This window comes from Halarcobacter sp. (genome assembly GCF_963675975.1).
In the GTDB taxonomy this organism is placed as follows: Bacteria; Campylobacterota; Campylobacteria; order Campylobacterales; family Arcobacteraceae; genus Halarcobacter.
Genome location: NZ_OY780939.1, coordinates 2002869 through 2018487, shown reverse-complemented (window position 1 = coordinate 2018487; position 15619 = coordinate 2002869). Strand labels below are relative to the sequence as shown.

Annotated in this window: 12 protein-coding genes; 1 reads left to right on the top strand and 11 read right to left on the bottom strand. The window is 28.8% G+C overall.

The genetic code is table 11. From position 1 onward, the window contains the following. Window positions 1-153 precede the first annotated feature (153 nt). The 6 genes from ACKU3H_RS10020 to ACKU3H_RS09995 all read right to left on the bottom strand — a co-directional run bounded on the left by ACKU3H_RS10020 (window position 154) and on the right by ACKU3H_RS09995 (window position 9448). Complete coding sequence (locus ACKU3H_RS10020) at window positions 154-1461, bottom strand: ATP-binding protein (RefSeq protein ID WP_320033714.1); 1308 nt, start codon at window positions 1459-1461, stop codon at window positions 154-156. Continuing rightward, window positions 1461-1904: a Sua5 YciO YrdC YwlC family protein gene (locus tag ACKU3H_RS10015; protein WP_320033713.1), complete on the bottom strand. Its 444-nt coding sequence runs from the start codon at window positions 1902-1904 to the stop codon at window positions 1461-1463. Before ACKU3H_RS10015 ends, ACKU3H_RS10020 begins: the two co-directional genes overlap by 1 nt. Then, the gene (gene carB / locus ACKU3H_RS10010) at window positions 1904-5143 is read right to left on the bottom strand and encodes a carbamoyl-phosphate synthase large subunit (RefSeq protein ID WP_320033712.1); all 3240 of its coding nucleotides are present in this window, start codon (window positions 5141-5143) and stop codon (window positions 1904-1906) included. Before carB ends, ACKU3H_RS10015 begins: the two co-directional genes overlap by 1 nt. A 146-nt stretch (window positions 5144-5289) precedes the next feature. Then, window positions 5290-5970, bottom strand: coding sequence for a ThiF family adenylyltransferase (locus tag ACKU3H_RS10005; protein WP_320033711.1), 681 nt, complete (start codon window positions 5968-5970; stop codon window positions 5290-5292). A 115-nt stretch (window positions 5971-6085) separates the two neighbouring features. Next, window positions 6086-6301: a RhuM family protein gene (gene rhuM, locus ACKU3H_RS10000; protein ID WP_320033710.1), complete on the bottom strand. Its 216-nt coding sequence runs from the start codon at window positions 6299-6301 to the stop codon at window positions 6086-6088. Between the two features lie 252 nt (window positions 6302-6553). Further along, window positions 6554-9448, bottom strand: coding sequence for a type I restriction endonuclease subunit R (locus tag ACKU3H_RS09995; protein ID WP_320033709.1), 2895 nt, complete (start codon window positions 9446-9448; stop codon window positions 6554-6556). Window positions 9449-9547: 99 nt separating this feature from the next. Between ACKU3H_RS09995 and ACKU3H_RS09990 the strand changes: the two genes are divergently transcribed. Beyond that, window positions 9548-9703 (top strand): hypothetical protein, encoded by a 156-nt coding sequence (locus ACKU3H_RS09990; protein WP_164969344.1) that lies wholly within the window; start codon window positions 9548-9550, stop codon window positions 9701-9703. Here the strand turns inward: ACKU3H_RS09990 and ACKU3H_RS09985 are convergent. The 5 genes from ACKU3H_RS09985 to ACKU3H_RS09965 all read right to left on the bottom strand — a co-directional run bounded on the left by ACKU3H_RS09985 (window position 9690) and on the right by ACKU3H_RS09965 (window position 15536). Further along, window positions 9690-10484, bottom strand: a complete 795-nt coding sequence (locus ACKU3H_RS09985; protein WP_320033708.1) for a Fic family protein — start codon at window positions 10482-10484, stop codon at window positions 9690-9692. The two genes, ACKU3H_RS09990 and ACKU3H_RS09985, sit on opposite strands and share 14 nt — an antisense overlap. Before the next feature lie 205 nt (window positions 10485-10689). Then, complete coding sequence (locus ACKU3H_RS09980) at window positions 10690-11727, bottom strand: DUF4917 family protein (RefSeq protein WP_320033707.1); 1038 nt, start codon at window positions 11725-11727, stop codon at window positions 10690-10692. Between the two features lie 15 nt (window positions 11728-11742). Further along, window positions 11743-12729 (bottom strand): hypothetical protein, encoded by a 987-nt coding sequence (locus ACKU3H_RS09975; RefSeq protein ID WP_320033706.1) that lies wholly within the window; start codon window positions 12727-12729, stop codon window positions 11743-11745. Between the two features lie 8 nt (window positions 12730-12737). Beyond that, the gene (locus ACKU3H_RS09970; protein ID WP_320033705.1) at window positions 12738-13964 is read right to left on the bottom strand and encodes a restriction endonuclease subunit S; all 1227 of its coding nucleotides are present in this window, start codon (window positions 13962-13964) and stop codon (window positions 12738-12740) included. Between the two features lie 15 nt (window positions 13965-13979). After that, window positions 13980-15536 carry a type I restriction-modification system subunit M gene (locus ACKU3H_RS09965; protein WP_320033704.1) on the bottom strand — a complete coding sequence of 519 codons (1557 nt, stop codon included), beginning with the start codon at window positions 15534-15536 and terminating at the stop codon, window positions 13980-13982. Window positions 15537-15619 lie beyond the last annotated feature (83 nt).

Here is a 15619-nt window from a genome sequence, read left to right as displayed (position 1 = left end):
TTAAAAGATATTATATCTAAATAAAGCAAAGTAAAATATTTTTTTATAAATAAGTTTAAAATAGTTATGTTTTTAAACATAATTATTATAAAAGAACTATATAATAAGACTTATAGATTAAAATAATATTATGTGTATAAACATAATAATAGGCTATTTTATATTAAAAAAAGTGTTTTTTGTAACTATTACATACTTTTTTTCTAAGGAAGTTTTAAATTTCTCTGAAGCTGTTTTAAGTTTCCCATAGGCAATTTGTGCCACATCTTTATCTTCCCATAGGATTTGAATAAATGTGATATTTTTTCTATCGTATGCAATTAAATCAATAGTATTATTATGATTATCCCACCAACTACCAATTGCAATTGGTTGATAGCCTAAGATAGATTCTTGTTTTATATTTATATAGTCTTTAATACATTTTTTATAACTACTAAATACTGTTTTTCTTATAAACTCATCTTGTATTAGTTGACTAACCTCTTTTACATCATTTTGTTGTAAAGCAGTAAGATTTGGATAGATATATAAAAACCAAAATTTTAAAGTATTGTCACAAATAATGTATCTGCCAAATTTTGAGTTTTTTTTATCATCATTTATAGGTATTATTTTTTCTATAATCATCATATCAATTAGTTTTTGTAAATAGCGTGAGAGATATGTTGATTTTACATCTAAGAAGTTTGCAATATCTCCAACTTTTGAATTACCCTTTGCTATTGCATAAAGAATAGAAGAATAAGTACCAATATCACTAATTTCAGATTTTAAAATCTGTATTCCATAATCAAATAAATATGAGTTTGAAGATAAAAATAGATTATATATATTTTCCGTAAACTCAACTTTTGGATTATAATACTTTAAATTAGTTGGAGAGGTACCAAGAAGAGAATAAATATATAAATGGTCTAGTTTATTAACTTTTGGGAAAAACTCTTTTATAGCTAAAAAACTTAGGTATTTAAGTTTGATATTTGAGTTTGCAATGGATTCAATCTCTTGATCTTTTGATTCACCATACAAAATAGAGCTAGTTACAATCAATTGAATATTTTTTGCTTTTAAATCACTTTTCCAATATTTTAAAAGCTCACTTAGAGCGTCTTTATCCACTTTTAAAACATTTTGAAAATCATCAAATATTATGATGGTTTTCTTCTCAATTTTTTGACTATTTAAAAACTTTAATACTTCTAAAAAAGTATCAAAAGGTTTTCCTACAGTATCAGTCCCATGAAACTTTTTACTAATAGTATTTGCCATTTGTGTAAAAAACTGAGAAGGAATCATCTCATAATTTGAAAAATACAGCTTTTCTTTCTCTTTTGAATACTCATTTAACAGCGTAGTTTTTCCTGTGCTCTTGGCTCCAAAAATAAACTCTAAAGAGGAATTTGGTTTGTTGTAATTGTCTTCTAATATTTTTAATTCATTTTCTCTTTGTAAAAACATTATCTTATCTTCTTTAATTTATTTTTTCCAAGTTTATATATAGATGAAGATATATTTTCACTAAATCCATCTTTTGTCAAAACCAATATATCTGAGTTTTCATAAGCAAAATCTTTGTCAAATTTATTTCCAGTAAGATTAGCAGATGTTGAGAACTGGTTTCCAAACTTTTGTATAAAATCTTTAAATGCTATATCCTCTTTTATAACCCTAAAAGATTTTAGATTTGGATATATAAAAGTTGTCTTTTTTGAGTATCTTACTTTTTTTCTATGATGTTTAGGAACTCTTGCATTTTTGTTTAATGTTGCAAAAGAATCAACAGTTTGAAGTATTTTTTGAGAAAGGGGTCTTTGCTTTATAGTTGACAGTTTCTCATCGTCTGCCGATGAGAAACCAACTGTAGTATCAGTTTGGACTAAATATACTTTATTTTTGTCCATTAGTCATTTAAAAATTCTTGGATAGATTTAACACCTATTCCATCTTTGTGTCTTAAGGCTTTCATAGCTTCTACACAAGCTAAAGCTGCTGCTGCAGTTGTAACATAAGGAATACCCTCTTTTAATACTGCTCTTCTAATATTTTTTCCATCATCTTTTGAAGATTCTTTTCCATCACTTGTATTAAGTGCTAATGCAATCTCCCCATTTGTGATAGAATCAGTAATATTTGGTCTACCCTCAGAGATTTTTAGAACTTTTTCACACTCAATTCCTGCATCAGTAATAGCTTTGTGAGTTCCACCTGTTGCAACAACTGAGAAACCTTCTTCTACTAAACCTTTTGCTATTTTTGGTGCAAATTCTTTATCTAAATCACATAATGAGATAAACACTTTACCCTCTACAGGCAAGTCATTTTTAGCTGCGCTTTGAGCTTTTGCATAAGAGATACCAAAGTTATCAGAGATACCCATAACTTCACCTGTAGATTTCATCTCAGGAGTAAGAATCATATCAGACCCACTTAGTTTAGTAAATGGGAATACTGCTTCTTTGATAGAGATATGGTCTTTTAAAATTGGTTTTAATACTCCATTATCTTCCCATACTAAATCTGAGTTATAAGTATCAAGAGCATTTCTTAAACTCTCTCCCCACATAACTCTTGTAGCAACTTTTGCTAAAGGCATACCTGTTGCTTTTGATACAAATGGAACTGTTCTAGATGCTCTAGGATTTACTTCGATTAGATAAATTTGTCCTTTGTGAATAGCATACTGAGTATTCATAAGACCAATTACACCAAGTCCAAGTGCCATAGCTTTTGTTTTAACTTCAAGCTCTTTGATAAGCTCAGGATCAATAGAGATTGGAGGTAAAGAACAAGCTGAATCCCCAGAGTGAACCCCTGCTTCTTCAATATGTTGCATAATACCACCAATATATACCTCTTTTCCATCACAAATACAATCAACATCAAGTTCAATTGCTCTATCAAGGAATTTATCAATAAGTACAGGCGCATCATTTGATACAGAAACTGCTTCATCCATATATTGTTTTAATTCTTCAGTTGAGTAAACAATCTTCATACCTCTACCACCAAGTACAAATGATGGTCTTACAAGTACTGGATAACCAATTCTTTCTGCGATTTCAATAGCTTCTTCAACTTCAACTGCTGTTCCGTTATCTGGTTGTAATAATCCAGCTTTAGTAACAAAAGTAGAGAACTTTTCTCTATCTTCTGCTAAATCAATAACTTCAGCAGTTGTACCAATGATTTTTCCACCAGCTTCTGTAATTGCATTTGCAAGTTTAAGAGGAGTTTGTCCTCCAAAATGAACAATAATTCCATCTGGATTTTCTTGTTCAATTACACTTCTTACGTGTTCGAAATCGATCGGTTCAAAATATAAAATATCTGAAGTATCATAATCAGTTGATACTGTTTCAGGATTACAGTTGTACATGATAGTTTTTACACCCATTTCATTTAATGCAAAACTTGCATGAACACAACAGTAATCAAACTCAATACCTTGACCGATTCTGTTTGGTCCACCACCAATAATCATGACTTTTTTCTCAGTTGATTTGTTTTCAACTTTTGGTAACTTAGTTATGTTTGTTGTAGAGTAAAGATATGGGGTAAGAGCTTTAAACTCAGCTGCACAAGTATCAACTTCGTTGTATTCAAAATCTACATCTAAAGCTTTTCTAGCTTCATAAATATCATTTTCAGATTTTCCAAGAAGTTTAGCAATCATTGCATCAGAGAAACCATTTGATTTGATAATTCTCATTTGTGAAGCATCTGTTAAGATTGATTCGTTTATTGATTGTTCTAAGTTATAAATCTCTCTGAATTTTGTTAAGAACCATGGATCTACAGCACATAATTCAAAAATATCTTCATTTGTAAGACCTTTTCTCATACCATCCATTAAATATCTTAATCTATCAGCATTTGGTCTTCTAATCTCTGCTTTGATTTTTTCTAAATCATCACAAATAGGATCAAATCCTATAAGTCCAGTTTCAAGAGAACAAAGTGCTTTTTGAATAGACTCATTAAATGTTCTACCCATAGACATAACTTCACCAACAGATTTCATACCAGTTGTTAAAGTTGAATCAGCTTTAGGGAATTTTTCAAATGTAAATCTAGGGATTTTTGTTACAACATAATCAATTACTGGCTCAAAAGATGCTGTTGTTCCTGTAATGTCATTTTGAATCTCATCAAGTGTAAATCCAACTGCAAGTAATGTTGCAACTTTTGCAATAGGATATCCAGTTGCTTTAGATGCAAGAGCAGAAGATCTTGAAACTCTTGGATTCATCTCAATTACAATCATTCTTCCAGTTTTTGGACAAATTGAGAACTGAACATTTGAACCACCAGTATCAACTCCAATCTCTCTAAGAATTGCAAATGAAGCATTTCTCATATTTTGGTACTCTTTATCAGTAAGAGTAAGAGCAGGTGCAATAGTAACAGAGTCACCAGTATGAACACCCATAGGGTCTAAGTTTTCAATAGAACATACAATGATACAGTTATCTTTTCTATCTCTGATAACTTCCATCTCGTATTCTTTCCAACCAAGCATTGATTCCATAATCTCAATTTCATTGATAGGAGATGCTTCAATACCAGCTTCAGCTAAAGCTTTGAACTCTTCCATATTATAAGCAACACCAGAACCACCACCTGCTAAGGTAAATGATGCTCTACTGATAACAGGAAATCCAATCTCTTTTGCTATTTTTATAGCTTCATCAACACTATACGCGTTGGCACTTTTAGGTAAGTCCATACCGATTTTAATCATTGCTTCATTAAATAGGTGTCTATCTTCACCTTTTTTAATTGCATCTGGATGAGCACCTAAAAATTGTACTCCATCTAGCATACCTTTGTCATACATTGAAGTTGCAACATTAAGTGCAGTCTGTCCACCCATAGTAGGTAAAATTGCATCAATATTTTCTTTTTCAATTATCTTTGCAACAACTTCTTCAGTGATAGGCTCAATATAAGTTCTATCAGCAAACTCTGGGTCTGTCATGATAGTAGCTGGATTTGAGTTGATAAGTACAACTCTATAACCTAACTCTTTTAATGTTTTAGTAGCTTGTGTTCCAGAATAGTCAAATTCGCAGGCTTGTCCAATAATAATTGGGCCTGAACCAATAAGTAAAATAGATTTTATGTCTTCTCTTTTTGGCATTTAAGTTCCCCGTATAATTTCTTATAATTTCCATGTTAAAAATCCGCATAGTATATCTAGAAAGTGCTTAAAATTTTGTTAGAAAATATACAGTTGTAAAAGAAGTAAAAAAACTCTAAAACAGTATCTGAAAAAAGATACTGTTTTTAGTTTGTAGGAAGATTGAATTTTTTGTTTTCTAAAACACCCTCTTCGTTGAAAGAAAGATAATATAAAACATCTTTTTTAACTGGAAGTCCAGCTAAGTGTCTAATAGCCAAATTTGCTTGTAATGAAGCAATATGCATAACAATAGGACAAGCAATACCGTTTGGTTTTCTATCATTTACTACAAATACAGCCTCATAAGAAGCCTTTTCAAAGAAACAAACCTGCCCATGAAACTCCTCAACACTTCCATAAATCCAAGGTTGATTTTTTTCAATGCAGTATTCATTTATAGCTGCTCTTGTTGGAAGGTTATCAGTGGCATCAATAATCAAATCATAAGTTAAACCTTTTTTAGCAAAATCTTGGAAAGATTCTTTATAAGCTGTAACTTTTGTAAAAGGACATCTTGATTCCATAAGCTCTTTTAAAACATCAGCTTTGTATTTTCCATCATCACCAACTTTAAAACCTATTTGTCTATGGATATTGTGGACACCAACCTCATCAAAATCCACAAGTGCAAACTCACCAATACCAGAAGCCCCAAGTGCAATACCTAAAGAACAACCAAGTCCTCCACTTCCTATAATAGCTACTTTTTTATCTTGCAAAGAATTTTGTGTATCTTCACCCCAAAGTTTAATTTGTCTATTAAAAAACTCATTAGCCTCAATCATCTTAAATCCTTAGTAAATTAGTAATGTTTATTTTTGTATTTATCTTATAATAATAGCAGATTTTGTTTAAATTAGTTTGACCTTTGTCAATTTTAATGTTGAGTAAATTAGTTGATTATTTTAATTTTTTAATATCCTCTTTTAACTCTTTTAGACTCTGTACTTCTTCTATTTGAAGCTCATCAAAATATGACATTTGATTACCATTTTTAAATCTATCATCATCTAATACAAAACCTTTAGTAATGTACTCTTTTAGCTTTTGATTTGTCCAAATTCTAAATTTTGTTCCAGTGTTTGAACGAACTTTAAAATCAAGAGCTATTATCATATCAAGGTTGTAAAAAATAAACTTCTTTACTTTGAGTTTTTCCCTCTATTGCTCCATGCTTTGTGTTGTTCGGAATTTCCGAACAACCACTTTTTCATTTAATTCCCCATCTTCAAATCTTACATCAACTTTGATATTTCCATTCTGATTTTCATAGATTAGGATATTTTGATTTTCCATAGTTTTACTTTTTTATTTTATGATAACATGATAATTTAAATTCTTTAAAAAATATTTCATAATATAATACTTTTAATTATATTCTGGTTTTGGTTGGGCTACTTTTAACTCTTCAATGTTATTTGAATAGTCACTATTATTAGTTGTAGTTTGTGTTCCTATATCATCATAGAATTTTTCTACAAAGTTTACAATCTTATCTAAAACTCTAGGTATCACTTTTTTTCGCTCTAGTAGTTTTGGTTTTACTTTTAAAGTGCCTGCTATTTCATCTTTTAAAGGTAATCTTTGCTCATAGATATATTTATCTACAACTCTTCTAACCTTTTTACAATCAAGGTTTTCATCACTACATAACTCTTTATAAGCTTTGTCTTTTTCCTCTTCCCAATACTTATCAAATTCTTCTTCTATATCATCTTCATTTATTGCATATAGATTTTCATTGATAAACTTCTCTATAAGTTCTTTTTTGCTTCTTAGTTGTGGATTGTTTGTCAAGATATTTGAAATATTTTCTTTTTGTTTTTTCTGCTCTTCTTCATCTGAGTCTTTGTATCTTGCTAATAGTTTTAAAATATACGCTACATTTATCTCATCTTTATGTATAAGTTCCAGTTCAAAATCCACATCATCTAAAATAGATACTTTTTCACCTTGTTCACCTCTTTTTGGTTTCATATCTAAATATTTTGACAAGTAGTCATTAAACATCTGTTCACTCATAGATAAATCAGACCATTTAAAATCACTAAATCCTTCTAGGATATTTTTGATTCTCATTAGCTCCCTAAAAGCTTTGATAAATTCCAATTTATCATCTTCACTTATCAAAGTATCAACACTAGATACTGTTGGAACTATTTTAATCAAAGTGATAAAGGCTTCATTAAACTTTTTAACATACTCTTCATATGGTTCCATAAGGATAATATCTTTTGCATCATTTCTTGAAAAAAGCGCTATTGCATCATCACAAGCTTTTTTGATATTTCTAAAGCAGACAATATTTCCTTGTGATTTTACCTCATCAAGTATTCTATTTGTTCTACTAAAAGCTTGTATAAGTCCGTGGTATTTTAGATTTTTATCCACATACAAGGTATTTAATCTTTTACTATCAAAACCTGTTAAAAACATATTTACTACTAGAAGGATATCAACCTCACCTTTTTTTACTCTTTTTGATAGTTCATTGTAGTAGTTATAAAAAGTTTTACTATCTTTGGTACTATATTTTGTGCCAAACATTTTATTATAATCTTTTATATACTCATCTAGCTTTTCACGGCTGTGTTTATTTATATGCTCTTCATCTATATGTGCACCATCTGATTCATACAGACCATCGGCACTTTTATCCTCTTCATTATCTGCATAAGAGAATATTGTCGCTATTTTTAGATTGTGTTGTTTTCTTTTAAAAGTTTCATAGTATTTTGAAAGCATATCAACTGAACTAACTGTCATCATAGCTGTAAAGTCTTTGTTGTGTGTTTTTCTGCCATGATTTGCTATGATATAGTCAACTATCTTTTCAACTCTATCATCACTTTCAAAAAGCTCTTGTCTATCTATATCTTCAACTTCTATATCAATATTTGTAACACTGTTTTCTTTCTCTTTATATCTTCCTATATATTCAACTGAAAATTTTAAAACATTGTCATCGTTTATTGCATCTGTTATCACATATCTATGAAGTCTATCATCAAATAAATCTGCTGTTGTTCTTTTACCTAACTTATTTCCCATAGCATTTTCAGGAAAAATTGGTGTTCCAGTGAACCCTATCATTTGATTATTTGTAAAGAACTTATTTATATTTAGATGAGTTTCTCCAAACTGACTTCTATGACACTCATCAAAGATAAAGACTATATGTTTATCTTTTTGTTTTGACATCTTTTCTATATATTGTCTTTTTTTGATTGCTGTGTTTAGTTTTTGAATTGTTGTAACTATTAGTTTTGTGTCATCACTAAACTGTCTAACCAATGTGGCAGTATTGTCTGTACCATCTACACTTCCATCACTAAAAGAGTTAAACTCTTTTGTAGTTTGAAAGTCTAAGTCTTTTCTATCTACTACAAAAACAACCTTATCTACTTTTGGAAGCTTCATAAGTATTTGTGCTGTTTTAAAAGAGGTCAAGGTTTTACCACTTCCTGTAGTATGCCAAATATATCCGTTTCTTGTGGATGTTGTAACTTGTTCGATAATAGCTTCAACAGCATAAAACTGATAAGGTCTTAAAACCATAAGTATCTTATCAACCTCTGCTAAAACTATATATTTACATATCATCTTAGAGATATGGCATCTTTCTAAAAAAGAGTTTGTAAACTCTTCTATATTTGTGATGTTTTTATTTTCTTTATCTGCCCAAAAAAAGGTTTGTTTGAAGGTTTGTTTTTTGTTGTTTGCGTAATACTTTGTATTTACTCCATTGCTTATAATAAATATTTGAATATACTGAAACAAAGCACTATTTGCTCCATAAGAGTGACTTTGATAACGATTGATTTGATTGAAGGCTTCTTTTAGCTCTAAACCTCTTCTTTTTAGTTCAATTTGTACAAGAGGAAAGCCATTTATCAAAATAGTTACATCGTATCTGTTTTTATATGTACCATTTATACTGATTTGATTTGTCACTTGAAATAGATTTTGACACCAGTGTTCAGAGTCTAAAAACTCCATATAAAAGTTTGTACCATCATCTTTGTTTAGAACATATTTATCTCTTAGTTTTTTAGCTTTTTCAAAAACGCTTCCACTTTGTAGGTGGTTTATTATCTTTTTAAATTCATTGTTTGAAAAGGTTGTTTTATTGTGTTTTTCTAACTGTCTTTTTAGATTTTGTTCTAATTCATCATCATCTTTTATAGATATTCTTTCATATTTTAAAGATTCAAGTTGTTTGATAAGGTTTTCTTCTAGTATGGCTTCGCTTTGGGTACTCAAATTCCATTCCTCAAGTAATATATAATATGCCCGTTATATAACTTGCATATTTATCATCTTTTTAGTATAATACAAGATACTTAAAAGGATTATATTTTTATGAAAAAAACTATTGCAAATAGTAACAAACACTTCTCTTCTGTTACTAAAAAAAGAAAAATGATTGTAAATTCTGTTCATAGTTCTGCTAAAGTTGAAGGTTCTAAAATCACAAAAAAAGAGCTTAATGAACACTATAAACTTATTCATTCATAAGTTCCTCTTCAATCTTTTGTTTCAGTAACTCTTTCATAGGTTCATAGTCACATTCATATCCACTATGTACTCTTTGTATATAATTATCACTTTTTTTCAAATTTAATCCAATCATTGGAAAACCATTTTTAGCTAAGATAATATCGCATATTAGTCTGCTTACTCTTCCATTTCCTTCTCTAAATGGATGTATAAATAAAAACTCACATATTAACTTTGATAAATCTTGGGAAATAGTCTCAATATCTTCATACTCTTTTTTAGTAACTTCTTTTAAAAACTTATCAAAATCAGGCAAAGCATTTAAAAACTCTAAACGCCATTCCCAAGCATCTACTCCACTTCCTTTACTCATATTTACAGTACGAAGTTTGCCAGCAAAAGGATAGATAGTTTCAAATATCATTTTATGCCATTTTTTAATCACTTCAAACCCAAAAGACTTAGAAATATCAAAATTCTCAACTAAAAAACTATAAACTTCCAATAGTTTCAAATCCTCTTGTTTTGTAATATACTCATCATCTGTAGATTTTAGATAGTTTATACAAACACCATCTTTTGTTATAATTTTTTGTATATCGTTTGTATTCCACTCTTTCCAAGGATTTAAGATAATATCTTTTTTGTTTACTTGCTCTTTTGAAGCTGTTATTTTATCAAGTATATTTTTGGGTGGTTTTGTTTGAGTAAAGTATTTATCATCAGTTTTATACCAATAAAAGTATTTACTATTTTTATACTGTTTAAATTCATATAATAAATACTTTGTTTTTGTCATTTATTTACTCTTTGTTTATCTATTTTTTTGAAATTTATCCAATAACCAGATATAATATTTTTACAAAAGTTCCCATCTACTGATAAGGCTCCAAGGGAGGCTTCGTAAGATAGGTAGAATGGGTCACTTATCATAATGATTTTTTTAATATCAATAAAAATTATTATATCAATATTTCACTAAGAATAAGTATCCAAGTTACTTATCATTTACCCCATACACTCACTGTTTTATAATTATAAAAAAATACATTTTTAGGTTTATCAAGCTTTTCTAACTCTTCTTTAAAACTTTCAAGTTCTTCTATATTTTCTTCTGAACTTACACCAAAATAAATATTTTTAACTTTATTTTTCTTTATAGCTTCTCGTATATGTGTATCATTTGTTTTTAACATTGTTCCAAATATTATTAAACTACTGTTTTTACTACCAATAGAACACAAACTTTTATAACAATGATTCAAGTATGCATTATGTATAATTTTTGCCTTTTTCTGCTCACTACTTCCTTCTGAAACAAAAACAGGGTAAATATCATTTTGTAGATTTTTTAAAGTTTGTTCTTTTAATGCAATGTCTGTCCTAGAGTAGGTATTTTTAATTATAGATGATTTTTTATCAAAAATATGTAATGCACCATGTAAATAATATACTTCTTGTGAAGAGTTATCATTTCCAAAAACTACATAATCATCAACTATATCTGAGTTATGAAATCCATCTGTAGGATTTAACACTACATTATCAATTTTATTATTATAAATTAAATCTAACAATTTTATTGTTGACCAATAAAGTAAAAGATCATAATTTAAAGTATAAACTTTATTATATTGACTAATAAATTTAGTGCTATATGAAAATTCTTCATCAGAAATTTCTGTAATTTTTTCAGGGTGATTATTTGTTATAATATTAACCAAGTGTCTTTTGAGAGTTTTTGCATCATTTTGAATAAGTTCTTTATCTTTAGTATTTATTGCTTTGTATTTTTCAACAACTTTTACAGAAGTCTCCAATAGCTTTACAACTTCTTCAAAATCTTTTGTTGCAAATTCTTGAAATACACTATAAATTGGACTTTCTTTTTTAATTAAATTATTAGCTACAGCACTTTCCAATAAACTTGTAAATGAGAACCTTTCATAGTTATAAGAAATACTAAATCCATTTCCTGTAAGTAGAAATCTTTTATCCTTTGCTGTTTGAGATAAAACTTCATCATATGTTAATAATGCCAAAATAACTCCTTTATATCAAATACCTTTTATATAATCATTAATGTATCTAAATATTTTTTCTTTTATCTCTTTAACTTTTTCATCTCTATCAAGAATTTTCGGTTTTATCTTTAATACTTTTGTAATACTACTAGATAATGGTTCTCTTTTATCAAATAGATATGTATCAATTACATTTAATACTTCATCTATATAAAGTTCATTATCATCACAAAGTTTATTTAATACTTCTTCTGAGTTTTCTCTTAATGAAAACTCATTATAACGTTCAATAATATCACTTAGAGAAGTTTCTACTTTTGTTTCAGTATCTATAGAAGTCTCTTCTTCATCTACTAACTCAGATATCTCTTCTTCATCTGCTAACTCAGATATCTCTTCTTCATCTGCTAAAAATTGCTTTAATTGTGTTCTATAGTCTTCTAAGTATTGTTCATATAAGGCTAAACTAAATTTTACTTTTCCAGGTAAAGGACTATTTTCATCTAAAAAAGCATTAAACTCTTCATTATCCTCATAAGCAACCTCTTCTTCAAACTCTAGTTGAAAAAAATATTCTAAACAATAAACTAATAAGGATGATGTAAGCGCTGAGATAAATGATGCAAACTCAACTGAACTTATTTTTTCTTTAGGTGCTTTTTTCCCATGTGCAACGTCACCTCTTTTTGTTCTAATCTCTCCAATAATTTTTACACTGTGATTAAATCCATTCATAAAATCCAATTCAAAGTCTTCATTATATTCTGCTAGTTTTTCCTTAAATTCTTTAAATATCTTTTGTAAATTATAATCTTTTAATATTTTTGCTTGAGATAGTGAACTATCTAAAGACACTAATATAGTTGTACATATTCCTTCAATAAGTGATTTACAGCACTCAATTGAAATATCAGGGTTTTTTAATAAGTTTCTTTCAACTTTTTCAATCAGTAAATAATAATATTCAAAATGTTGAAACTTTTTACTATTTTTTTCAATTATAATTTTTAGATGATTCATTTAAGTTCCTACACAAACATCTTTTGTAAAAGTGCTTTTTTAAACTTTTGAGTCTCTTCTAGGGCTTTTTTATTTTGTGATATTTTTGTATCAAGAGAGGATAAAGAGTTTGCTATTTTTGTTTGTTCTTCTAGAAAAGGTAATTTAATTAAACATTCACCTATTTCTCCTAAATTAATCTTTTTAGGAAAGGCTACATGCAATGTTTTACTGTACAACTGCCTTTGAAAATAATTAGATTTAATAAACTGATTAAGGAAAGAAGAACTAAATTTTTTACTATTTTTAATTAAGGCAAGGCTAACATAAAAAGAAGCTTTAACATCCCAATCTATAAGTTTTGAAGTACCAATATCACCTATTCTAGTCATTAAAATATCATTCTTCTCTAGTTTTACTCTTTCATTCTCTTTTTCAAATACTTTTTCTGAAATATATTTTGTTTCTACAAACTGATTTGCAGTTACATGTTCAACACTATAAAATGGTACTCCTGACTTAACATACTTTGGAGTATTATGAGTACCGTCATAAACTTTTGTTATTTGATTTAACTTCTTCTCTTCCCACTTAGGATAATCACTTCCATCTTCTTTTTTAAATCTAAGTTTTTGTGAAAATATCTTTTGCATCATAGCTTTTTTATAGTTTTGTAGTAACTCATCTTTTTTTGATAGTTGATTTATCTTTTTATCAATAGAGGATAAAAAAGAGGCAATTTTTTCTTGCTCTTGTTTAGAAGGGAAAAGAATAGGTGTATTTTTTATTGTTCTTAAGGATAAGTTTTTAATAGTAGAGCCAGTTAATTCTGATTTATAAAAATACTGTATTTTATTAGATGAAAGTTGATTACTAATAAAATATTTGTTGGTTTTAGATGTCTCTATATTAATATAAGATGCACTTTTCCCAAGCATTATTTTCTCATTTTTATAAAAAGCAATATTACCTATCGTACCATTTATTGACATAAGTATAGTATTATCATTTAGTTCCCTATAATGTTTTTCATATTCTTCTTTTGACACCCTCTTTGTTTTCTCATCTAAAATAATTTCACCATTTTTAAGATTATTCCCATTTACAAAATAATATTCTCCTAACTCATCATATACTGGTGTACTGTGAATACCATCACTAATTTTTATACAAAGCTTTTCTAAAGTTTTCTCTTCCCACTCCCCAGAAAACTCCTTAAACCTAAGCTTCGGCACTCTTAATTTTTCATTTTTCATTATTCACTCTTCATTTTAAAAGGGAGTTTTAACACCAAGCTCATCACAAAAGCTTTTTATCACTAGGTCATTTTGCTCTATTTGCTTATCAAGTTCTTTAAGTTCACTTGAAACTTCATCTAAGTCTATTTCCTCTTCTTCTTCAAAAGTATCTACATATCTTGGAATATTTAGATTGTAGTCGTTCTCTTTTATCTCTTCTAGGCTTGCTTTGTATGAGTATTTGTCTTCTTGGATTCTTTCTCTATACGTTGTTACTATTTTTTCTATATCTTGTGCTCTTAGATAGTTTTGATTTTTCATCTTTTCAAAATGTTTTGAAGAATCTATAAAAAGTACATCATCACTATCTTCTCTACACTTTTTAAATACCAAAATACAAGTGGGTATAGAAGTTCCATAAAAGATATTTGCTGGCAAGCCTATAACTGCGTCAAGATAGTTTCTATCTTCAATCAAGTATTGTCTTATATGTCCCTCTGCACTTCCTCTAAATAAAACTCCGTGAGGTAGTACCACTGCCATAGTTCCATTGTCATCAAGATGGTGTATCATATGCTGTACAAAGGCAAAATCAGCTTTTGTTTTAGGTGCTAGCTTTCCATATTGGGAAAATCTATCATCACTTAAGTGTAGTGGATTTGCCGACCAGTAAGCAGAAAATGGAGGGTTTGCAACTATTGCTTCAAACTTCATATTTTCGTGTTGTGGTCGCTCTAGGGTATCTTCTTGTTTTAAGTCAAATTTTCTATAGTGAACATCATGCATGATCATATTCATACGAGCAAGGTTGTATGTGGTTCTATTTAACTCTTGTCCATAGAAGTTAGATACATCTTTTACCTCTTTTGCAACCCTTAAAAGTAGAGAACCTGAACCGCAAGTTGGGTCATATACTGATTTTAGTTTTTCTTTGTTTGTTGTAACTATTTTTGCTAAGATTTTTGAGACACTTTGGGGAGTATAAAACTCCCCTGCTTTTTTACCAGCACCCGCTGCAAATTGTGAGATAAGATACTCATAAGCATCACCAAGTACATCTCTATCGTGGTTTTTTAGTTCAAAGTTTATATCATCAAGGTGGGCTAATACTTTTGAGATAAGAGTATTTTTTTGCTCTTCACTTCTTCCAAGTTTTTTTGATGTAAGGTCAATATCTGAAAACAAATCTTCAAAATCATCTTCACTCTCATGCCCCATAGTTGAAGCTTCAATATTTCGTAAAATCTTTGTCAAATCATCTAAGATAAAATTGTCTTGGTCACTATTTCCTCTTTTTGCAATTGCAGAGAAAAGTTCACTTGGTTTTAAAAAATATCCAAGTTGTTCTAGTGCATCCTCTTTGATAGCTTCAAGATATTCTGTATCCTTTTTCTCATCAAGGTTTGTATATATAAGTTTGTCTTCTTCTAAAAGCTCATTTGCATAGCTTTCCATCTTTTCAGACAGATATTTAAAAAAGATAAATCCAAGGATATAATCCCTAAACTCATCAGCATCCATCTTACCTCTTAGGGTATTTGCTATATTCCATAATTGTTGTTCTAGTCTTCGTTTATTTTCTTCGCCCATAAAAAACCTATTGTATTATTTAAAATATTATTTTACAAAAACTTTGCCCTATATTGGATAAAACAAAAGAGATTTAATGATGT